A 21,200-nucleotide genomic window follows, 5' to 3' on the forward strand; every position below is an offset into this window, starting at 1 on the left:
GCACACCGCGTACCAACCGCCGCACCACCACACGCCGCGAGGGGACGATGAACCAGCACGGGATCAACACGCCGCTGACCGTGCTGCTCGCCGACGTCCAGCCCGCCATCCGGCAGGGGGTCCGCTCCATGGTGGAGGGCGCCGGGGCCGGCGGCGCGGCCGTGGTCGGCGAGGCCGGCACCAGCGGCGAAGTGCTCGCCGCCGCCTCCCGGCACCGGCCCGACGTGCTGGTCCTCGACCCGCAGATGGACGACGGGACCGGCATGCGGACGATCAGCCAGGTCCTGCGCCTCACCCCCGAGACCGGCGTCCTGGTGTTCAGCACCCTCGACGACGACAAGGCCGTCGCCGCCGCCTTCCGCGCCGGAGCCCGCGGCTACCTGGTCAAACGCGCCACCGCCGACCAGATCGTCCGCGGCATCCTCGCCGTCGGCGCCGGCGAGGCCATCCTCGACCGCACCATCGCCGCCCGCCTCGGCACCCTGATGGGCACCGGAACCCGCCCGCGCAGCTACCCGTTCCCGCAGCTCAGCGACCGCGAACGGGAAGTCCTCGAACACCTCGCCGCCGGCCGTTCCAACACCGTCATCGCCCGCGAGCTCGCCCTCGCCTCCAAGACCGTCAGCAACCGGGTCTCCGGCATCCTCGGCAAACTCGGCGTCGCCGACCGCGCCCAGGCCCTGGTCCTCGCCCGCGACGCCGGCCTCGGCCACGTCGCCGCCCGCTGACCCCACCTCCTTCCGTCCCACGAACGGAGCCCCGCCATGCCCGAAACCGGCCCGCCGCCCGGCCTGGTCATCCGCCGCCGGGAACCCGACCACCTCGAACGCGCCCACGGCCTCGACCTCCGCCTGCTGCACCCCTGGGGCGACCTCACCGCCCCCTTCCACGGCGCCTGGTGCGTCCTGCGCCCCGGCGACCTCACCGACACCCACCAGCACACCGAACGCGAACTCTTCATCTGCCTCAGCGGCCGCGGCGAGGTCCGCACCCCCGACGGCGACCGCCACCCCATCGCCGCCGGCGACCTCGTCCTGCTCCCCGCCGACACCGACCACGCCGTCGCCAACCCGCACGACACCGACTTCGCCTACTACGCCATCTGGTGGCAGGCATGACCCCGCCGAACCTGCACCGGCTCGACTACGAGGGCCGCCGCTTCCACGCCCCCGACGGCGACCGCCGCACCGTCGCCGTCTACCACCAGCAGGGCGACCTGGTCTGGGGCGAGATCGCCGGCGGCACCATCCAACGCGGCTGGACCGCCGGCACCCGCCAGCCCGACGGCACCCTCGCCATGGGCTACACCTTCGTCCTCACCGACGGCCAGGTCGTCTGCGGCCGCACCCACAACACCCCCACCCTCACCCCCGACGGCCGCATCCGCCTCCACGAAACCTGGGAACGCTACGGCCCCCACCCCACCACCGGCACCTCCACCATCGAGGAGGTCACCCCGTGACCCCCCGCCCGCCCACCGCCGCCCCGCGCGGCGGCCGCACCGCGGCGGAGGCCGCCCGATGACCCCCGACTGGGCACTGCTCGACAAGCACACCGCCGGCGCCCTGCTGCGCCCCGGTGACGCCGCCTTCCACGAGTCGTCCGCCGCCTTCAACGAGCGCTGGGCCGACCGCGCGCCCGCCGCCGTGCTGCGGGCCGCCGGCCCGGAGGACGTGCTGCGGGCGATCGACTGGGCCCGCGAGCAGGGGGTGCCGATCGTGTCGCGCGGCGGCGGCCACTCGTACGCCGGGCACTCGGTCAACTCCGGCCTGGTGGTGGACCTGCGGGCGCTGGACGCGATCAGCGTCGACCCCGGGACGGGCCGGGTGACGGTCGGCGGCGGCGTGCTGTCCGGCGCGCTGTACGCCGCGCTGCGCCCGCACGGCCTCGCGCTGCCGCTCGGCAACGGCGCGGGCGTCGGCATCGCCGGCCTGGCGCTCGGCGGCGGCTCCGCCGCGACCTCGCGGCGCTTCGGGCTGACCGCCGACACGCTGCGCGCCACCACGCTGGCCACCGCCGCCGGCACCGTGCTGAGCTGCGACGCCGAGCGGAACGAGGACCTGTACTGGGCCTGCCGGGGCGGTGGCGGCGGCAACTTCGGCATCAACCTCGACCTGACCTTCCAGGCCGTCGAGGCCCCCGCCGCGGCCACCTGCCTGCTGCTCTGGGAGGGCAGCCACGCCCACGAAGTGCTGCACACCGTACAGGAGTTGATGCGTACCGCCCCCGAGGAGACCTCGCTCCGCCTCGGCGTCGCGACCTCCGGCGGCCGCACCCTGGTCTCCACCGTCGGCCTGCACCTGGGCACCGCCGCCGAGCTGCGCGAGCTGCTCGCGCCCGCCTTCGCCGCCGCCCCGCCGCTGCGCGCCGAGCTCGCCGACCGGGACTTCTGGGACGCGATGGACTACCTGCAGCACGAGACCAGCGGCGGCGCGTTCGCCGTCCGCACCCACTTCGCGACCCGTCCGCTGCCGCCCGAGGCCCTGGCCGCCGCCCTGGCGCACCTGGCCGCCGCGCCGCCCAGCGGCAACGCCGACGGCAGCGGCCTGGCCCTGTTCGGCTGGGGCGGCGCGATCAACCGGGTCGACCCGGCGGCCACCGCCTTCGTCCACCGGGACGCCCGGTACCTGGTCAGCCTGGACACCTCCTGGCTGCCCGGCGAGGACCCGGCCCCGCAGCTCGACTGGCTGGCCGGACTCGATCACCTGATCGCCCCGCACGCGACCGGCGGCGCCTACCTGAACTTCACCGACCCGGACCTGCGGGGCTGGCGCGAGGCCTACTACGGTGCCAACTACCCGAGGCTGGTCGCCACCAAGCGTCGCCACGACCCGGACGGACTGTTCGCCTTCCCCCAGTCCATCGGCAGCTGAACAACCCACGTGCCCGCGTGCGCGACCGAACTGACCGACCGTCAGCCGCCGCGCCCCGCCCGGAAGGAGACACCACCGTGTCGCCGCGAACCGCCACCCCGCGCCACTACCTGATGTGCCGTCCCGCCCACTTCACCGTCGACTACTCGATCAACCCGTGGATGGACCCGGCCAAGCCCACCGACACCGGCACCGCCCTCGCCCAGTGGGACCAGCTGCACGCGCTGTTCCGACGCCTGGGCCACACCGTGGAGCTGATCGAGCCGCTGCCCGGCCTGCCGGACATGGTGTTCGCCGCGAACGGCGCCACCACGGTCGACGGCCGGGTGCTCGGCGCCCGCTTCCGGTACCCCGAGCGCGCCGCCGAGGGCCCCGCGTACGCCGACTGGTTCCGCGAGCGCGGCTGGCGGGTCAAGGACGCCGAGCGGGTCAACGAGGGCGAGGGCGACCTGCTGGTGGTCGGCGAGCGGATCCTGGCCGGCACCGGCTTCCGCACCGAGACCGCCGCGCACGCCGAGGCGGCGGAGTTCCTCGGCCGCGAGGTGGTCACCCTGCGGCTGGTCGACCCGCGCTACTACCACCTGGACACCGCGCTCGCCGTGCTCAGCGACACCGAGATCATGTACCACCCGCCGGCCTTCGACGCCGCCTCCCGCGCGGTGCTGGAGCGCCTCTACCCGGACGCGCTGCTCGCCGACGCCGACGACGCCCGGGTGTTCGGCCTGAACGCGGTCTCCGACGGCGCCAACGTCGTCCTCCCGGAGGCCGCCGTCCGCCTCGCCGAGCGGCTGCGCGAGCGCGGCTTCACCCCGATCGGCGTCGACCTGACCGAGCTGCTCCGGGCCGGCGGAGCCGTCAAGTGCTGCACCCTGGAACTGCGCCGCTGACCCCCGGAGACCGGAGGGCCCGGACCGCACCAGCGGTCCGGGCCCTCCGGCGGTTCACGGGCTCACGCCCGCGCTCACACCAGGTCGAAGCGGTCCAGCTCCATCACCTTGGTCCAGGCGGCGGCGAAGTCCTTGACGAACTTCTCCTTCGCGTCGTCCGAGGCGTACACCTCGGCCAGCGCGCGCAGCTCCGAGTTGGAGCCGAACACCAGGTCGGCCCGGGTGCCGGTCCACTTGACCGCGCCGGAGGCGTCCCGGCCCTCGTACACCGTGTTGTCGGAGGCGACCGGGGCCCAGCTGACGCCCAGGTCCAGCAGGTTGACGAAGAAGTCGTTGGACAGCACGCCCGGGCGCTCGGTGAACACGCCGTGCTGCGAGCCGCCGGTGTTCGCGCCCAGCACCCGCAGGCCGCCGACCAGCACGGTCAGCTCGGGGGCGGACAGGTTCAGCAGGTTCGCCCGGTCCACCAGCAGGTACTCGGCCGGGAGCCGGGTGCCCTTGCCCTGGTAGTTGCGGAACCCGTCGGCCCGCGGCTCCAGCGCGGCGAACGACTCGACGTCGGTCTTCTCCTGGGTGGCGTCCACCCGGCCCGGGCGGAAGCCGACCTCGACCTCCACGCCGGCCTCCTTCGCGGCCCGCTCGACCGCCGCGGTGCCGCCCAGCACGATCAGGTCGGCCAGCGAGACCTGCTTGCCGCCCCGCGCGTTGAACTCCTGCTGCACGCCCTCCAGCACCCGCAGCGACTGCGCCAGCTGCTCCGGGTCGTTGACCTCCCAGCCGCGCTGCGGCTCCAGCCGGACCCGGGCGCCGTTCGCGCCGCCGCGCAGGTCACTGCCGCGGAAGGACGCCGCCGAGGCCCACGCGGTGGAGACCAGCTGGGCGGTGGTCAGGCCGGAGTCGAGCAGCTTCGCCTTGAGCGCCGCCACGTCCGCCGCGTCGACCGGCTCGCCCTGGGCGGCCGGCAGCGGGTCCTGCCAGAGCAGCTCCTCGGACGGGACCTCGGGGCCGAGGTAGCGGACGACCGGGCCCATGTCGCGGTGGGTCAGCTTGAACCAGGCGCGGGCGAAGGCGTCCGCGAACGCCGCCGGGTCGTTCAGGAAGCGGCGCGAGATCTGCTCGTACACCGGGTCGAAGCGCAGCGACAGGTCGGTGGTGAGCATCTGCGGGGCGTGCTTCTTCGCCGGGTCGAAGGCGTCCGGAACGGTGCCCTCGCCGGCGCCGTCCTTCGGCTTCCACTGGTGCGCGCCGGCCGGGGACTTGGTCAGCTCCCACTCGTAGCCGAACAGGATCTCGAAGAAGGAGTTGTCCCAGGTGGTCGGCGTGTTCGTCCAGGTGACCTCCAGGCCGGAGGTGATCGCGTCGGCGCCCTTGCCGGAGCCGTAGCTGCTCTTCCAGCCGAGGCCCTGCTCCTCCAGCGGCGCGCCCTCGGGGTCGTCGGCGACGTTGTCCGCCGGGCCCGCGCCGTGGGTCTTGCCGAAGGTGTGGCCGCCGGCGATCAGCGCGACGGTCTCCTCGTCGTTCATCGCCATCCGGTGGAAGGTCTCGCGGATGTCGCGGGCCGCCGCGATCGGGTCCGGGTTGCCGTTGGGGCCCTCCGGGTTGACGTAGATCAGGCCCATCTGGACGGCGCCCAGCGGCTCCTCCAGGTCCCGGTCGCCGGTGTAGCGCTCGTCGCCCAGCCAGGTGGTCTCCGGGCCCCAGTACACGTCCTCGTCGGCCTCCCAGACGTCCGCCCGGCCGCCGCCGAAGCCGAAGGTCTGGAAGCCCATCGACTCCAGCGCCACGTTGCCCGACAGGATCAGCAGGTCGGCCCAGGACAGCGCCTGGCCGTACTTCTGCTTCACCGGCCAGAGCAGGCGGCGGGCCTTGTCCAGGTTGGCGTTGTCCGGCCAGGAGTTGAGCGGGGCGAAGCGCTGCTGGCCGGCGCCCGCGCCGCCGCGGCCGTCGGAGATCCGGTAGGTGCCGGCGCTGTGCCAGGCCATCCGGATGATCAGCGGGCCGTAGTGGCCGAAGTCGGCCGGCCACCAGTCCTGCGAGGTGGTGAGCACGGTCTCGATGTCGCGCTTCACGGCCGGCAGGTCGAGTGAGGCGAAGGCCGCCGGGTAGTCGAAGTCCGCGCCGAGCGGGTTCGCCACGGCCGGGTTCTTCGCCAGGATCTTCAGGTTCAGGCGCTCCGGCCACCACTGCCGGTTGCCGCTGCCGCCCTGGGTCGGGTGGGTCGCCCGGCCGTGCGCGACCGGACAGCCGCCCGCACCCTCGGTCTTGGGGTCGGTGACGATGGCGTCGTCGTTCTCAGGCATTGCGGAGTCCCTCCGGGGTCGGGCGGAAGCGGGCGGAGTAGCGCGCTGCGACGTACCTCTTGGCTCTTCTTCGGAGCCGATCCTAAGATAGACCGAGTCTAAGTCAAGAAGAGGGTCAAACGGGTGATGATCCCGCTCGAATCGGGGGCGACGGAGCCCCCGCTGTACAGTTCGGGCGAATATTGAGCTGAATGGGTGAACAAGATGAGTGACCTGTTGGAACGACTGCGGGCCCGCGGCTGGCGACTCACCTCGCAGCGCCGGGTGGTCGCCGAGGTGCTCGACGGCGACCACGTGCACCTCACCGCCGACGAGGTGCACGCACGCGCCGCCGACCGCCTCCCGGAGATCTCCCGCGCCACCGTCTACAACACCCTCGGCGAACTCGTCACGCTCGGCGAGGTCCTCGAAGTCGCCACCGACGGCCGCGCCAAGCGCTACGACCCCAACGCCCACCAGCCCCACCAGCACCTGGTCTGCTCCGCCTGCGGCACCATCCGCGACGTCCACCCCACCGGCGACCCGCTCGCCGCCCTCCCCGCCGCCGAACGCTTCGGCTTCGCCCTCACCACCGCCGAAGTCACCTACCGCGGCATCTGCCCCGACTGCACCTGACCCCGGACGCCCGCCCCCGCGCCGTCCGCCCCCTCCGCCCCGGTCCGCCGGGCGCCCGGCCCGCCCGCCCCCGCACGCCGGGCGCCCGGCCCCGCCGCGCCGAGCAGCGCGATCAGCACGCCCGCCGCCAGCAGCAGCCACCACACCCCGCGCGCCGCCGCGTCGAACGCCGCGCCGCCCGCCGCCACCCCGGGCGCCAGCAGGCCGCCCGCCACCGCCACGCCCACCGCCGAACCGGTCTGCCGGGCCGCCGAGGCCAGCGCGGCGGCCACCCCCGCCATCGCGGCCGGCAGCCCGGCCACCGCGGTGTTCGTCACCGGCGGGTTCACCGTCCCCTGGAACACCCCCACCAGCGCGAACACCGCCAGCAGCGCCGGCAGCGGCGTCCCCGGGCCCGTCCCCAGCAGCAGCGCGCCCGCCAGCGCCAACGCCGCGCCCGACACCAGCAGCGGCCCGCGCGGCCCGGACCGGCCCACCACCCGGCCGGTCCGCGGCGACAGCAGCAGGATCAGCGCCCCCACCGGCAGCAGGCACGACCCCGCCCGCAGCGGCGACAGCCCGCGCACCCCCTGCAGGTACAGCGACACCGCGAACAGGAACGCCGCGAACGCGCCCAGCGCCGCGAACGCCAGCACCAGCGCCGCCGCCAGCGGGCCGCGCCGCAGCAGCCGCACCTCCAGCAGCGGGTCCGTCCGCCGCGCCTCGTACCACCCCAGCGCCGGCACGGCCAGCGCCGCCCCCGCCAGCGGTCCCCACACCAGCGGCGCCGACCAGCCCGCCCGCTCCGCCGAGATCAGCGCGAACACCGTCCCGCCCAGCAGCGCCACCACCAGCAGCTGTCCCACCGGATCGAACCGCCGGGCCCGCGCCGCCCGGGACTCCGGCACCCAGCGCAGCGCCCCCGCCACCCCCGCCGCCACCACCGGCAGGTTCACCCAGAACACCGCCCGCCAGCCCCACCCCTGCACCAGCGCCCCGCCCACCACCGGCCCCAGCGCCAGCCCGAGCCCCGACACCGACCCGAACACCCCGATCGCCCGGGCCCGTCCGGCCGGCCGCGGGAACGCCGTCGCCACGATCGCCATCGCCACCGGGTTCAGCATCGTCCCGCCCACCGCCTGCACCGCCCGTGCTGCCACCAGCCACCCCGCCCCCGGCGCCAGCGCGCACAGCGCCGACCCCGCCCCGAACACCAGCAGCCCCAGCACGAACACCCGCCGCCGCCCCCACCGGTCCGCCGCGGCCCCCGCGGGCAGCAGGAACGCCGCCAGCACCAGCGTGTACGCGTCCACCGTCCACTGCAGCGCCGACACCGGCGCCCCCCACTCCCGGCGGACCGCCGGCAGCGCCACGTTCACCACCGAGACGTCCAGCACCACCAGCACCATGCTCACGCAGCACACCGCGAGCACCAACCTCCTGCGCCGGTCGTCGAGTTCCGTCACCACGTCTCCTCCGTCCATCGCCTGGACGGCAGTTGACGCGGTGTCAACCGCGCCGGTCCCGGGCGGCGGCACCGAGGCTACGATTTCGAGCGTGCTCGAAATCAATCCCCGATCCGACGTCCCCGCCGAGGGGTTGACCATCGCCGAGGCCGCCGAACGGACCGGCGTCAGCGTCCACACCCTGCGCTACTACGAGCGGGCCGGCCTGGTCGTCACCGAGATCGACCGCACCCCCGGCGGCCGCCGCCGCTACCACCCCCGCGACCTGCGGTGGATCGACCTCTGCACCCGCCTGCGCGCCACCGGCATGCCGATCCGCGCCATCCGCCGCTACGCCGAACTCGTCACTGCCGGGCCCGGCAACGAACCCGCCCGACTGGCCCTGCTCGAAGCCCACCGCGCCGACGTCGCCACCCGGCTCGCCGAACTCCGCACCCACCTGGCCCGGATCGACCACAAGGTCGACACCTACCGCACCCGCCTCGCCGAGGGCCGCGCCGAGAACCTCTGGACCCCGGCCGAAGGGGCCGGGGACGACCCGCACCGGGAAAGCACCGGGAAAGCGCCGGAAAACCAGCAGGGCCCCAGAGAGACTCTGGGGCCCTGCGTTGGTGTCCGAGGGGGGACTTGAACCCCCACGCCCGATAAAGGGCACTAGCACCTCAAGCTAGCGCGTCTGCCATTCCGCCACCCGGACCGGGTGTTCACCTCGGGGCTTCCTTTCGGCCGCCCCCTGGCGACAGAGAGAACATTACCAGGCCCGGGGAGTGCTTCTCACCTGCGTTTTCGGCGGCCGGACGGCCGACCGCCGAGGAGTCGGACATAGCCGGACAAGCCACCCGCCCGGCCGGTCCCCCGGCCGGTGATTGCCCTGGTGGCGGGGGGTCGGCGGGATTTCGGACGGGCGTTCTGGCGGCAACAGTGGGCCCGTGGTGCGACGCGACCGGCCAGGAGGGTTCACAACACGCACCGAATCGGTCGGGAACCTTCACGACACGCGTAGTTCCAGTCCCGGTGCGGGTCATCGGCAGGTGCTCTCCTAGCCTCGTGCACCAGGGAGCCTTGAGCGGAACGCCCGATTCCCGACAGCCGCCGCCGGCCGGACCCCGGCGCGGGAGCCTCCCGTTCACCGCGTGAAGGGCGGCGTGCAGTGGAACAGCAGACGGACAAGGTGGCCCCCGACGCCGCGACCTGGTGGCCCGGCCGCGAGCCCGCCCCCGGGCCGGAGGGCGGCCGCTGGCGCTTCTCGGCGGTCTCCCACGAGGCGTCGGTGCCGCGCACCAGACACGCCGTGCGGGACCGGCTGCTGGCCCAGGGGATGGCGGGGGAGCGCTACCAGGAACTGGTCGACGACCTGCTGCTGATCGTCTCCGAGCTGGTCTCCAACGCCGTCACGCACGCGGCGGTGCTCTCCCCGGAGGTGGTGTGCGAGCTCGCCATCACCGCCGACCGGGTCCGGGTCTCGGTCGTCGACGGCCACCCCTACCGCCCCAAGGCCCAGGAGAACGACCCCGCCCGCCCGGGCGGCCGTGGCCTGCTGCTGGTCAAGAGCATCACCCTGCAGGCCGGCGGCGAGTGCGACGTCGAGCGCACCGAGGAGGGCGGCAAGGTGATCTGGGCCAGCCTCCCGCTCCCCGCCCGGACCGGCACCGGCCCGGGGGCCGACCCCGACGACGACCCCGACTACTGAGGCCGCCCGGGTCGGCGCATCCGTGCCGCGACACACGAGGGGACGACATCCGTGTCACGTCATCGGTGTCACGTCACCGATGCCGGGTCACCAATTGTCGCGACACCGATGACAGGTCACCCGTGCCGCGACACCGATGTCACAACATCGATGTCGCAACACCGATGCCGCGTCATCGATGCCGCGTCATCGATCACGCGTCACCAATCGCGCCCGGCGATCTCCCGGATTCCCGGCAGCGCCGCCTCGAACACCGTCTCGAACCACACCGAGAACGGCTTCTCGGCCCGCAGCTCGCGCAGCTCCGCCGCCGTCACGAAACGGGTGTCCTCGACCTCCTCCGGGTCCGGGTCCGGCTCGGCGGTGACCAGCCCGACGAACAGGTGGTTCCACTCCCGCTCGATCAGGCCGGAGGCCTCGTCCGGCAGGTCGTAGCGGACGTTGCCGGCCTCGCAGAGCAGGGCCGGGGCGATGCCCAGCTCCTCCGCGGTGCGGCGGGCGGCGGCGGTGAAGGGCTGCTCGCCGGGGTAGGGGTGGCCGCAGCAGGTGTTCGACCAGACGCCGGGGGAGTGGTACTTGCCGAGGGCCCGGCGCTGCAGCAGCATCCGGCCCTGGCGGTCGAAGAGGAAGACCGAGAACGCCCGGTGCAGCCGTCCCGGCTGCTGGTGGGCCCAGTGCTTCTCGCCGGTCCCGATGGTCACGCCGTCGTCGTCGACCAGTTCCAGCAGGATCTCGCCGGGCGCGGGCGCGGGCGCGCTCCCGGCGCCGGTGGCGGAGGCCAGTTCGGGCGAGAGGGCTTCGGTCGGGCTGACAGCAGGGCTCATGGGCACAATGCCCCTTTCGGCACGCGGACCAGGTGTCGCCTCACCCGGTCGTGGTCGCCGGGCCGCCGGCCCCGGTCCTTGGGGTGGCTGCGCGCGCGTCGGCCCGGACCGGCCGGTCCGCCGACGGCGTCGGGGCCCAAGTCTGCCGCATGGCCCACCCGCCGCGGGGCCGCGACGCACACCCCGGCGGCCGAGGAGGGCGCCACTGGCAGAAGCGTTCGACCGGCGGTCGGCCCCGGTCACCGAATGTTCACCGGCCTGCGGCAAACGATCACAAGAACGATCAAGGGAGCGGCCACCGGAACGACCGCCCGGCCACCGCGCCACCCGCCGCGCCGCCCGCCGCGCCGGACCGCCGGGCCGACCGCGAACCGTCCGGGGCCGCGTTCTGGCAGGTCGCCGAGGTCGCCTACCATCAGTGACACCGGGCGGCCCGCAGTGGTCGCCCACTCGGCGCGCCGCAGCCGCGGCCGCACCAGGCCGTGCTGCGGTACGACCGACCCGGGTCGGCGCCGCGCGGCACCCGAGAGACCCTGGAGTCCCGCATGATCGGCCTCGTCCTGGCCGCCGGCGCCGGCCGCCGGCTCCGTCCGTACACCGACACCCTGCCCAAGGCGCTGGTGCCGGTCGACGGGGAGCGGACGGTGCTCGACCTGACCCTCGGGAACTTCGCCGAGGTCGGCCTGCGGGAGGCCGCGATCGTGGTCGGCTACCGCAAGGAGGCCGTGTACGAGCGCCGGGAGGCGCTGGAGCGGAAGTACGGCGTGAAGCTCACCCTGGTCGAGAACGACAAGGCCGAGGAGTGGAACAACGCCTACTCGCTGTGGTGCGCCCGCGAGCTGTTCGCCGAGGGCCTGCTGCTCGCCAACGGCGACACCGTGCACCCGGCCTCGGTGCAGCGCACCATGCTGGACGGCAACGACCGCCGGGCCAAGGAGGGCCGCGCCCCCGGGATCCTGCTCGCGCTGGACACCGTGAAGAAGCTCGCCGACGAGGAGATGAAGGTCGTCGTCGACCCCGAGCTGGGCGTGCGCCGGATCACCAAGCTGATGGACCCGCTGGAGGCCACCGGCGAGTACATCGGCGTCACCGTGATCAACCCGTCCGCCGCCGACGCCCTCGCCGACGCGCTGAAGGCGGTCTACGAGCGCGACCCGCAGCTGTACTACGAGGACGGCTACCAGGAGATGGTCGACCGTGGCCTGACCGTCGACGTGCAGCCGATCGGCGAGGTCTCCTGGGTCGAGGTCGACAACCACGAGGACCTCGCCAAGGCCCGGGAGATCGCGTGCCAGTACTGACCCGGCTGGTGCCCTCGCCGGTCTTCGTGGAGATCCGGCCGGGCGCCCTGGACTCGCTCGGCGGCATCCTCGCCGACCAGCGGCTGTCGTCCGGCGGCCGGATCGCGGTGGCGATCAGCGGCGGCTCCGGCGCGCTGCTGCGCGAGCGCCTGGAGCCGGCGCTGCCCGGCGCCGACTGGTACCCGGTGGCCGACGGCACCCTGGACGCCGCGGTGCGGCTGGCCGAGGAGATGCGGCGCGGCCACTACGACGCCCTGGTGGCGCTCGGCGGCGGCAAGATCATCGACGCGGCGAAGTACGCCGCGGCGCGGGTCGGCCTGCCGGTGGTCGCGGTCGCCACCAACCTCGCGCACGACGGCATCTGCTCCCCGGTGGCGACCCTCGACAACGACGCCGGCCGGGGCTCGTACGGGGTGCCCAGCCCGATCGGCATCATCGTCGACCTGGACGTGATCGCCAAGGCCCCGAAGCAGTTCGTGGCCGCAGGGATCGGCGACGCCATCTCCAACATCTCCGCCTGCGCGGACTGGGAGCTCTCGCACGCCGTGACCGGCGAACCCGTGGACGGACTGGCCGTCGCGATGGCCCGCTCGGCCGGGGAGAACCTGCTCCGGCACCCGGGCACCGTGGATGACCCGGACCTGCTGACCACGCTGACGGAAGCCCTGGTACTGTCCGGCATCGCGATGAACATCGCGGGCAGCACCCGGCCCAGCTCGGGCGCCTGCCACGAGATCTCGCACGCCCTGGTCGAGCTGCACCCCAAGCGGCCCGGCCAGCACGGTGAGCAGGTCGGCCTCGGTGCCGCCTTCGCCTGCCACCTGCGGGGCGAGCGGGAGCTGTCCGGGCTGATCGTGGAGCGCCTGCGCTTCCACGGCCTGCCGGTGACGGCCGATCAGCTCGGCTTCACCGAAGCGGAGTTCACCGAAGCGGTGCACTACGCTCCGAACACCAGACCGGGGCGCTTCACCATCCTCGAACACCTCGACCTCTCCGCCACAGACATCAGGGACGCGTACGCCGACTATGTCCAAGCCGTCAACAGCTGAACGCCCGCCGGTCGACCTGACCCGGCGCCCGTCGATCGAGGAACTGCGGGCGGTGATCCACCCGGAGGGCATGCTCCAGCGCCGCAGTGCCGAGCACTGGGCCGGCCGCCTCTACATGCGGAGGATCTCGCTGCGGATCACCCGCGTCCTGTCGACCGTCACGGTGATCACGCCCAACGGCCTGACCTACCTGATGATGCTCACCGGCGTCCTGGCCGGCGTCGCCCTGCTGGTGCCCGGCCTGGCCGGCGCGGTGCTCGGCGCCCTGCTGATCCAGGTCTACCTGCTGCTGGACTGCGTGGACGGCGAGGTGGCCCGCTGGCGCCGGCAGACCTCGCTGACCGGCGTCTACCTGGACCGGGTCGGCCACTACGTGTCCGAGGCCGCGCTGCTCACCGGCCTGGGCCTGCGGGCCGCCGACCTGTTCCACCGCGAGGGCGCGCACGCCGCCTGGCAGTGGGCCTTCCTGGGCACGCTGGCCGCGCTCGGCGCGATCCTGATCAAGTCCGAGACCGACCTGGTCGACGTGGCCCGGGCCCGCTCCGGCCTGACCGCCGTCGACGACAGCGCCTCGGTGCCGCGCTCCAGCGCGGTGGCCAAGGCGCGCCGGGCCGCCTCGCTGCTCAAGTTCCACCGCCTGGTCGGCGCGGTCGAGGCCTCGCTGTTCATCCTGGCCGCCGGCATCGCCGACGCGGTCCGCGGCGACCTGTTCTTCACCCGCCTCGCGGTCGTGGTGCTGGCCGCCATCGCGGTGCTGCAGACCGTCCTGCACCTGCTGTCCATCGTGCTGTCCAGCAGGCTGCGGTGAGCGACGGCTTCCGGCTCGGCGCGGTCATCATCACGATGGGCAACCGGCCGGCCGAGCTGAACGCCCTGATCGAGTCGGTCCGGGCCCAGCAGGGCCCGCCGGTGGAGCTCGCGGTGGTCGGCAACGGCGCCCCGCTGCCCGTCCTGCCGGAGGGCGTGCGGAGCGTCGAGCTGCCGGAGAACCTCGGCATCCCGGGCGGCCGCAACGTCGGCATCGAGCTGTTCGGCCCGGACGGCCGGGACGTCGACGCGGTGCTGTTCCTGGACGACGACGGCCTGCTGCCGCACACCGACTCGGCCGAGCTGCTGCGCGCCGCGTTCACCGCCGACCCGTCGCTGGGCATCGTCTCGTTCCGGATCGCCGACCCGGAGACCGGGACCACCCAGCGCCGGCACGTGCCCCGGCTGCGCTCCAGCGACCCGCTGCGCGGCTCCCGGGTGACCACCTTCCTGGGCGGCGCCAGCGCGGTGCGCACCACGGTGTTCGCGCAGGCGGGCCAGCTGCCCGCGGAGTTCTTCTACGCGCACGAGGAGACCGACCTGGCCTGGCGCGCGCTGGACGCGGGCTGGTCGATCGACTACCTCCCCGGGGTGGTGCTGCACCACCCCGCGACCTCGCCGGCCCGGCACGCCGCGTACTTCCACAACGTGGCCCGCAACCGGGTGTGGCTGGCCAGGCGGAACCTTCCGGTCCCCTTGGTGCCTCTCTATCTGGGAACCTGGTTCCTGCTGACCGTGCTCAGGCGTCCCTCCGGGGCGGCGCTGAAGGCGTGGATCGGCGGGTTCCGGGCCGGCTGGAGCGAGCCCTGCGGTCCGCGTCGGCCGATGAAGTGGTCCACCGTCTGGCGCTTGACCAGGCTCGGCAGACCGCCAATCATCTGATCGCGACCGGTCGGCTCGGCGACGAGCCGGCCGCGAGCAGACCAGAGCTCCCGTGGTACGCCCCGGTCCCCTGTCCCGTCCCCCCGGGCAGCGGATTCCGACCCCCTGAAGGACGAATGTGTCGACACTGAGTGACCCGGTCAACCTCTCCGCACCAAGGGGTTCCGACGCGGGTCTGACCCCGAAGCAGCTCGCGGACAAGTACGGGTTGTCCGTCAGCGGCAAGCGGCCGAGCCTGCCGCAGTACGTGCGCCAGCTCTGGGCGCGGCGCAGCTTCATCACCGCCTTCGCCACCGCCCGCCTGGTCGCGCAGTACACCACGGCGAAGCTCGGCCAGCTCTGGCAGGTGCTCACCCCGCTGCTGAACTGCGCGGTGTTCTACCTGGTCTTCGGTGTGATCATGAAGAGCCGGGACTCGGTCCCGGTCTACATTGCCTGGCTGTGCGTCGGCGTCTTCGTCTTCCAGTTCTCGCAGAGCGCGATCCAGGCCGGCACCCGGTCGATCTCCGACAACCTCGGCCTGATCCGGGCGCTGCACTTCCCGCGCGCCTCCCTGCCGATCGCCTTCACCGTGATCCAGCTCCAGCAGCTGCTGATCTCGATGGTGGTGCTGGTCGCCATCGTGCTGCTGAACGACGTCACGCCGACCATGACCTGGCTGCTGATCATCCCGACGCTGCTGCTGCAGTCGATGTTCAACACCGGCCTGGCGATGGTGATGGCCCGGGTCGGCGCCAAGACCTCGGACATCTCGCAGCTGATGCCGTTCCTGCTGCGCACCTGGATGTACGTCTCCGGCGTGATGTACAGCGTCTCGGGCTACATCAAGACCTGGCCGGAGATCTGGCAGACGGTCTACTCGTGGAACCCGGCGACGGTCTACATGGACCTGATGCGCTACGCGTTCATGCCCGACAGCTTCGACAAGAAGATCTACGGGGACAAGGCACTGATCCTGCCGCACCACATCTGGATGATGGCCGGTACCTGGGCGGTGGTCGCCTTCGTGATCGGCTTCGTGTTCTTCTGGAAGTCCGAGGAGGAGTACGGCCGTGGCTGACGCAGCTCTCGACACCGTCAAGGAGACCACCGCGGTGGAAAAGGCCCAGATCCCCACCGTCGTGGTGGACGACGTGCACATCGTCTACAAGGTGCACGGCGCCGGCTCCGGCAAGGGCAGCGCCACCTCGGCGCTCAGCCGGATCATCACCCGCAAGAAGTCGCCCGCGATCCGCGAGGTGCACGCGGTGCGCGGCATCAGCTTCACCGCGTACAAGGGCGAGGCGATCGGCCTGATCGGCTCGAACGGCTCCGGCAAGTCGACCATGCTGGCGGCCATCGCGGGTCTGCTGCCGACCGCCAGGGGCGGCATCTACACCCAGGGCCAGCCCTCGCTGCTGGGCGTCAACGCGGCGCTGATGAACGACCTGACCGGTGAGCGCAACGTGGTGCTCGGCTGCCTGGCGATGGGCATGTCCCCGGCCCAGGTGCGCGAGCGCTACCAGAGCATCGTCGACTTCTCGGGCATCAACGAGAAGGGCGACTTCATCTCGCTGCCGATGCGCACGTACTCCTCCGGCATGGGCGCCCGCCTGCGGTTCTCCATCGCGGCGGCGAAGACCCACGACGTGCTGCTGATCGACGAGGCGCTCGCCACCGGCGACCAGGGCTTCCAGAAGCGCTCCAAGGACCGGATCAACGAGCTGCGCAAGGAGGCCGGCACGGTCTTCCTGGTCAGCCACGACAACAACGCGATCCGGGAGACCTGCGAGCGGACGATCTGGATCGAGCACGGCGAGCTGATCATGGACGGGTACACCGACGAGGTGGTCCGCCGGTACGAGAAGGGCGAGCGCCCCTGAGCGGGGGCGGGTCGCGGGTCGCAGGGCCGGTGCCCGGGGAGCGGATCCCCGGGCACCGGCCCTGCGACGTGCGGCGGGTGAAGGCGGGACGACGGAAGCGTGTCCGTGGCGCGGTGGCGGTGCGGCCCGGTGTAGAACGGGGGAGTGACGGCAGTGTCGGATTCAACTAAGTCAGATAACCAGACAGTAGCGGTGACGCTGGACAAGGCCGACCTGGAGAACTTCCCGGTCGCCCCCGGCTTCCTCCCCGCCGCCTGGCGCGGCGACCTGATGGCGGTCTACGGCTTCGCCCGCCTGGTCGACGACGCCGGCGACGGCGACCTCGCCGACCCGGCCGCCGCCGCCCGGCTGCTGGACGTCCCCGGCGACCCCTCCGACGACGGCTTCCGACTCGCCCTGCTGGACGGCCTGGAGCGCGACCTCGACCGCGCCTTCGCCACCGCCCTCGGCGACGACCCGGCCCCGCACGGCACCGTCCTGGGCGCCGACCCCGGCGAGCCCCGGCACCCGCTGCTGCGCGGCCTCGTCCCGCTGATCGAGCGGCACGCCGTCACCCCCGAGCCGTTCCGCCGGCTGATCGAGGCCAACCGGGTGGACCAGACCACCACCCGCTACGCGACCTACGCCGACCTGCGCCACTACTGCACCCTCTCCGCCGACCCGGTCGGCCGCCTGGTGCTCGCGCTGGCCGGCCGGGCCACCCCCCGGCGGATCGAACTCTCCGACGCCATCTGCACCGCGCTGCAGATCGTCGAGCACCTCCAGGACGTCGCCGAGGACCTGCGGCGCGGCCGGATCTACCTCCCGCAGGAGGACCTCGCCTCCTTCGGCGTCACCGAGCACGACCTCGCCGCCGACACCGCCACCCGCGGCGTCCGCCAGCTGATCGCCTGGGAGGCGAGCCGGGCCCGGACCCTGCTCGACCGCGGCGCACCGCTGGTGGGTACGGTTCACGGAAGGCTCCGACTGCTGCTGGCGGGATTCACCGCCGGCGGGTACGCGGCCCTGGACGCCATCGAGGCGGTCAGGTTCGACGTGCTCGCGCACCGGGCGAAGCCCGACAAGCGCCGCCTGGCCGGCCGGGCGGCGGCACTCTTCGCGAAGGGAAGGTGAGCGCCCGCGTGGGGGCATCACCACTGGCGTCCGCGCCGGTCATGGCGGCCTACCGGTACTGCGAGGCGGTCACCGCCCTGCAGGCCCGCAACTTCAGCTACGGCATCCGGCTGCTGCCCGAGGCCAAGCGGCTGGCGATGTCGGCGCTCTACGCGCTGGCCCGCCGGGTCGACGACATCGGCGACGGCGAACTGCCCGCCGAGCAGAAGGCCGAGGCGCTGGCCCGCACCCGCGCCCTGCTGGACGAGGTCCGCTCCGGCGGGGTCGGCGAGGAGGACACCGACCCGATCAAGGTCGCGCTGGCCGACGCCGCCCGCCGCTTCCCGATCCCGCTCGGCGGCTTCGACGAGCTGATCGACGGCGTCGAGATGGACCTCAAGGGCGTCGAGTACACCAGCTACGACGAGCTCAAGGTCTACTGCCGCTGCGTGGCCGGCTCGATCGGCCGGCTCTCGCTCGGCGTCTACGGCTGCGAGGACTGGGAGCGCGGCGCCGAGTACGCCGACACCCTCGGCCTGGCCCTCCAGCTCACCAACATCCTGCGCGACCTGCGCGAGGACGCCCTGAACGGCCGCACCTACCTCCCCACCGAGGACCTGGTCCGGTTCGGCTGCCAGCAGGGCTTCGCCCTCCCCGGCCTCCCGGTCGGCGCCGACTTCACCGGCCTGGTCGCCTTCGAGGCCGAACGCGCCCAGGGCGCCTTCGAGGAGGGCCTGCGCCTGCTGCCGATGCTCGACCGCCGCAGCCGCGCCGCCACCGCCGCGATGGCCGGCATCTACCACCGCCTGCTCGGCCGGATCGCCGCCGACCCGCACTCGGTGCTCCGCGGCCGGGTCTCCCTGCCCGGCTGGGAGAAGGCGTACGTGGCACTGTCCGGGCTCGCCGGAGGGCGTTCTTGATTCTCGCGCCAGTTATGTCACGCTGTGTCAACGGGGAATCACGACGCATGCGCACGTTGTTGTGCCCAGAGTCCACCGCTGACCAGGAGGGCCGATGAGCACGCCGACAGTGCGGCGCGAACACACCGCCGTGGTGGTCGGCGGCGGCCTGGCCGGCATCACCGCGGCCCTGCGGCTGGCCGACGCCGGCGTCCGCACCACCCTGCTGGAGGCCCGGCCCCGGCTCGGCGGCCTGGCCTTCTCCTTCAAGCGCGGCGAGCTGACCGTCGACAACGGCCAGCACGTCTACCTGCGCTGCTGCACCGCCTACCGCGGCCTGGTCGACCGGCTCGGCGCCAACGGCCTGGTCGACCTCCAGCCCCGGCTGGACGTACCGGTCCTCGCCCTCGCCCCCGACGGCACCCGCAGCCTCGGCCGGCTGCGCCGCGCCGAGCTGCCCGTCCCGCTGCACCTGGCCGGCAGCCTGGCCACCTACCGGCACCTGGGCCCCGCCGACCGGCTGCGGGTGGTGCGCGGCGCGCTCGCCCTGAAGAAGCTCGACCCCGCCGATCCGGCGCTGGACGACCTCTCCTTCGGCGAGTGGCTGCGCCGGCACGGCCAGACCCCCGCCACCGTCGAGGCCGTCTGGGACCTCGTCGGCGTCGCCACCCTGAACGCCACCGCCGACCGCACCTCGCTGGCGCTGGCCGCCAAGGTCTTCAAGACCGGCCTGCTCTCCGACCCCGGCGCCGCCGACATCGGCACCGCCGCCGTCCCGCTCGGCGAGATCCACCACGACCGGGCCCTGGCCGAGCTGGAGCGGGCCGGCGTCCGGGTGCTGCTGCGCACCCGGGCCGCCGAACTGAAGGCCGCCGAGCAGAACGGCGTCCGGCTGGAGGGTGGCGAGCTGCTCACCGCCGACACCGTCGTGCTGGCCGGCGCGCAGGACACCGCGGCCGCCCTGCTGCCCGACGGCGCCCTGCCCGCGCGGTACCGGCTGGCCGACTTCGGCACCGCGCCGATCCTCAACGTGCACGCGGTCTACGACCGGCGGCTGGTCCGCCGCCCGTTCTTCGCCGCGCTCGGCTCCCCGGTCCAGTTCGTCTTCGACCGGACCCGGCACTCCGGCCTCGACGTCCCCGGCGCCCAGTACCTGGCGGTCTCGCAGTCCGCCGCCGAGGACGAGATCGACTTGCCGGTCGCCGAACTGCGCGCCCGCTACCTGCCGGAGCTGGAACGCCTGCTGCCCGCCGCCCGCGGCGCCCGGGTGCTCGACTTCTTCGTCACCCGCGAGCGCACCGCGACGTTCGACCCGGCGCCCGGCACCGCCCGGCTGCGCCCCGGCGCGCGCACCGACCTCCCCGGCGTCCTGCTCGCCGGGTCCTGGACGGCCACCGGCTGGCCAGCGACGATGGAGGGCGCGGTGCGCAGCGGCCACACGGCCGCCGACGCCGCCCTGGCCGGCCACGGCCGGATCCCGGTCGACCGGGGTGACGGACGGTGGCCCCGATGACGCCGCCCTCCCACCCCCCGACCACCGACACCACACCCCGCCGACCGCACACCGCGGCCGGGCGGACGCACCGAGAGGGAACCCACGTGGAGGCACGCACCGGCTCGACGGTCGAGGACACCCCGACCGTCCTCGACCTGCTGGCGCGCGGACGCACGCTCTGCACGCCGCCGATGCGCGCGGCCGTCGCCCGTTTGGCCGCACCGATGGACTCCGTCGCCGCCTACCACTTCGGCTGGATCGACCGGGACGGCAAGCCCGCCGCGGGCGACGGCGGCAAGGCCGTGCGCCCGGCGCTGGCCCTGCTCTCGGCCGAGGCGGTGGGTGCGAACGCGCAGGTGGGCGTACCCGGCGGCGTGTCGGTCGAGCTGGTGCACAACTTCTCCCTCCTCCATGATGACCTGATGGACGGTGACGAGACGCGCAGGCACCGGGCCACCGCCTGGACGGTGTTCGGCCCGGCGCAGGCCGTACTGGCCGGCGACGCGCTGGCCACCCTCGGCACCGAGGTCCTGCTGGACGCCGCGGTGACCGGCGGGGCCGACCCGGTCGACGCCGCCCGCGCCGTCCGCCTGATCACCACCGCCACCCGGCGGCTGATCGACGGACAGGCGCTCGACGTCTCGTTCGAGCAGCGCGACGCGGTGACGGTCGAGGAGTGCCTGGCCATGGAGGGCGGCAAGACCGGCGCCCTGCTGGCCGCCTCGGCGGCGATCGGCGCGGTGCTGGCCGGCGCCGACGACCGGGTGTCCGACGCGCTCCAGCGGTACGGCTACCACCTCGGGCTCGCGTTCCAGGCGGTGGACGACCTGCTGGGCATCTGGGGCGCCACCGAAGTGACCGGCAAGCCGCACTGGAGCGACCTCCAGTCGCGGAAGAAGTCGCTGCCGGTGTGCGCCGCGCTGGCCGAGGGGGGCGCCGCCTCCCGCGAGCTGGCCGCACAGCTGGCCGACCCGACCGGCCGGGGCGAGGAGGACGAGCACGTGCTCGCCGCCCGCGCCGCGCTGATCGAGCAGGCCGGCGGCCGGGCCTGGACCCAGGAAGAGGCCCGCCGCCAGTACGACACCGCCCTCGCCGCCCTCGGCGAGGTGCCCATGGCCGACGAGGTGCGCGAGCACTTCGTCGCACTCGCCGAATTCGTGGTGGTCAGAGAGAGGTGAC

21 protein-coding genes and 1 tRNA gene are annotated in these 21,200 nt (G+C 73.7%); 18 read left to right on the forward strand and 4 right to left on the reverse strand.

What is annotated here, in order from left to right; all coding sequences use genetic code 11:
• Nucleotides 1-47: 47 nt before the first annotated feature.
• From ACZ3J7_RS03835 to ddaH, 5 genes are all read left to right on the forward strand, one after another.
• On the forward strand, nucleotides 48-728 hold the full coding sequence (locus ACZ3J7_RS03835) for a response regulator (RefSeq protein ID WP_465616483.1): 681 nt from the start codon (nucleotides 48-50) through the stop codon (nucleotides 726-728).
• A 36-nt stretch (nucleotides 729-764) separates the two neighbouring features.
• Complete coding sequence (locus ACZ3J7_RS03840) at nucleotides 765-1,118, forward strand: cupin domain-containing protein (RefSeq protein WP_465616485.1); 354 nt, start codon at nucleotides 765-767, stop codon at nucleotides 1,116-1,118.
• Nucleotides 1,115-1,462 (forward strand): avidin-fold protein, encoded by a 348-nt coding sequence (locus ACZ3J7_RS03845; protein ID WP_465616487.1) that lies wholly within the window; start codon nucleotides 1,115-1,117, stop codon nucleotides 1,460-1,462. Before ACZ3J7_RS03840 ends, ACZ3J7_RS03845 begins: the two co-directional genes overlap by 4 nt.
• Before the next feature lie 58 nt (nucleotides 1,463-1,520).
• Complete coding sequence (locus ACZ3J7_RS03850; RefSeq protein WP_465616489.1) at nucleotides 1,521-2,873, forward strand: FAD-binding oxidoreductase; 1,353 nt, start codon at nucleotides 1,521-1,523, stop codon at nucleotides 2,871-2,873.
• Nucleotides 2,874-2,950: 77 nt separating this feature from the next.
• Nucleotides 2,951-3,760, forward strand: a complete 810-nt coding sequence (ddaH, locus tag ACZ3J7_RS03855; RefSeq protein WP_465616491.1) for a dimethylargininase — start codon at nucleotides 2,951-2,953, stop codon at nucleotides 3,758-3,760.
• A 74-nt stretch (nucleotides 3,761-3,834) separates the two neighbouring features.
• On the opposite strand, the gene katG is transcribed toward ddaH, so the two are convergent.
• Nucleotides 3,835-6,060 carry a catalase/peroxidase HPI gene (gene katG, locus ACZ3J7_RS03860; protein ID WP_465616493.1) on the reverse strand — a complete coding sequence of 742 codons (2,226 nt, stop codon included), beginning with the start codon at nucleotides 6,058-6,060 and terminating at the stop codon, nucleotides 3,835-3,837.
• Between the two features lie 204 nt (nucleotides 6,061-6,264).
• On the opposite strand from katG, the gene ACZ3J7_RS03865 reads away from it, so the two are divergent.
• Nucleotides 6,265-6,675, forward strand: a complete 411-nt coding sequence (locus ACZ3J7_RS03865) for a Fur family transcriptional regulator (protein WP_465616495.1) — start codon at nucleotides 6,265-6,267, stop codon at nucleotides 6,673-6,675.
• Here ACZ3J7_RS03865 and ACZ3J7_RS03870 read toward each other — a convergent pair.
• Complete coding sequence (locus ACZ3J7_RS03870) at nucleotides 6,645-8,120, reverse strand: MFS transporter (RefSeq protein WP_465616497.1); 1,476 nt, start codon at nucleotides 8,118-8,120, stop codon at nucleotides 6,645-6,647. The two genes, ACZ3J7_RS03865 and ACZ3J7_RS03870, sit on opposite strands and share 31 nt — an antisense overlap.
• Before the next feature lie 91 nt (nucleotides 8,121-8,211).
• Here ACZ3J7_RS03870 and ACZ3J7_RS03875 point away from each other — a divergent pair, with 91 nt between their 5' ends.
• Nucleotides 8,212-8,751, forward strand: coding sequence for a MerR family transcriptional regulator (locus ACZ3J7_RS03875; RefSeq protein WP_465616499.1), 540 nt, complete (start codon nucleotides 8,212-8,214; stop codon nucleotides 8,749-8,751).
• Here the strand turns inward: ACZ3J7_RS03875 and ACZ3J7_RS03880 are convergent.
• Nucleotides 8,730-8,817: transfer RNA gene (locus ACZ3J7_RS03880), tRNA-Leu, on the reverse strand. The two genes, ACZ3J7_RS03875 and ACZ3J7_RS03880, sit on opposite strands and share 22 nt — an antisense overlap.
• Before the next feature lie 453 nt (nucleotides 8,818-9,270).
• On the opposite strand from ACZ3J7_RS03880, the gene ACZ3J7_RS03885 reads away from it, so the two are divergent.
• Nucleotides 9,271-9,810: an ATP-binding protein gene (locus ACZ3J7_RS03885; RefSeq protein WP_465616501.1), complete on the forward strand. Its 540-nt coding sequence runs from the start codon at nucleotides 9,271-9,273 to the stop codon at nucleotides 9,808-9,810.
• 200 nt (nucleotides 9,811-10,010) lie between these two features.
• Here the strand turns inward: ACZ3J7_RS03885 and idi are convergent, their stop codons facing one another.
• The gene (gene idi, locus ACZ3J7_RS03890; protein ID WP_465616503.1) at nucleotides 10,011-10,640 is read right to left on the reverse strand and encodes an isopentenyl-diphosphate Delta-isomerase; all 630 of its coding nucleotides are present in this window, start codon (nucleotides 10,638-10,640) and stop codon (nucleotides 10,011-10,013) included.
• Nucleotides 10,641-11,179: 539 nt separating this feature from the next.
• Here idi and ACZ3J7_RS03895 point away from each other — a divergent pair.
• From ACZ3J7_RS03895 to ACZ3J7_RS03940, 10 genes are all read left to right on the forward strand, one after another.
• The gene (locus tag ACZ3J7_RS03895; RefSeq protein WP_465616505.1) at nucleotides 11,180-11,935 is read left to right on the forward strand and encodes a phosphocholine cytidylyltransferase family protein; all 756 of its coding nucleotides are present in this window, start codon (nucleotides 11,180-11,182) and stop codon (nucleotides 11,933-11,935) included.
• Nucleotides 11,923-12,984, forward strand: coding sequence for an iron-containing alcohol dehydrogenase family protein (locus ACZ3J7_RS03900; protein WP_465616507.1), 1,062 nt, complete (start codon nucleotides 11,923-11,925; stop codon nucleotides 12,982-12,984). The genes ACZ3J7_RS03895 and ACZ3J7_RS03900 overlap by 13 nt, the downstream gene beginning before the upstream one ends.
• Complete coding sequence (locus ACZ3J7_RS03905) at nucleotides 12,962-13,792, forward strand: CDP-alcohol phosphatidyltransferase family protein (protein WP_465616509.1); 831 nt, start codon at nucleotides 12,962-12,964, stop codon at nucleotides 13,790-13,792. Before ACZ3J7_RS03900 ends, ACZ3J7_RS03905 begins: the two co-directional genes overlap by 23 nt.
• Nucleotides 13,793-13,827: 35 nt before the next feature.
• Nucleotides 13,828-14,673: a glycosyltransferase family 2 protein gene (locus tag ACZ3J7_RS03910; RefSeq protein WP_465616585.1), complete on the forward strand. Its 846-nt coding sequence runs from the start codon at nucleotides 13,828-13,830 to the stop codon at nucleotides 14,671-14,673.
• 118 nt (nucleotides 14,674-14,791) lie between these two features.
• Nucleotides 14,792-15,733, forward strand: a complete 942-nt coding sequence (locus ACZ3J7_RS03915; RefSeq protein WP_465616511.1) for an ABC transporter permease — start codon at nucleotides 14,792-14,794, stop codon at nucleotides 15,731-15,733.
• Entirely contained in the window at nucleotides 15,726-16,535 is an 810-nt protein-coding gene (locus ACZ3J7_RS03920; RefSeq protein WP_465616513.1) for an ABC transporter ATP-binding protein, read from the forward strand. The genes ACZ3J7_RS03915 and ACZ3J7_RS03920 overlap by 8 nt, the downstream gene beginning before the upstream one ends.
• A 192-nt stretch (nucleotides 16,536-16,727) precedes the next feature.
• Nucleotides 16,728-17,648: a squalene synthase HpnC gene (gene hpnC, locus ACZ3J7_RS03925; RefSeq protein WP_465616515.1), complete on the forward strand. Its 921-nt coding sequence runs from the start codon at nucleotides 16,728-16,730 to the stop codon at nucleotides 17,646-17,648.
• 41 nt (nucleotides 17,649-17,689) lie between these two features.
• Nucleotides 17,690-18,547, forward strand: coding sequence for a presqualene diphosphate synthase HpnD (gene hpnD / locus ACZ3J7_RS03930; RefSeq protein WP_465616587.1), 858 nt, complete (start codon nucleotides 17,690-17,692; stop codon nucleotides 18,545-18,547).
• Nucleotides 18,548-18,641: 94 nt separating this feature from the next.
• The gene (hpnE, locus tag ACZ3J7_RS03935) at nucleotides 18,642-20,039 is read left to right on the forward strand and encodes a hydroxysqualene dehydroxylase HpnE (protein WP_465616517.1); all 1,398 of its coding nucleotides are present in this window, start codon (nucleotides 18,642-18,644) and stop codon (nucleotides 20,037-20,039) included.
• Complete coding sequence (locus ACZ3J7_RS03940; RefSeq protein WP_465616519.1) at nucleotides 20,036-21,199, forward strand: polyprenyl synthetase family protein; 1,164 nt, start codon at nucleotides 20,036-20,038, stop codon at nucleotides 21,197-21,199. The genes hpnE and ACZ3J7_RS03940 overlap by 4 nt, the downstream gene beginning before the upstream one ends.
• Nucleotide 21,200: the final 1 nt, after the last annotated feature.

The organism is Kitasatospora sp. NPDC015121 (assembly GCF_055562955.1).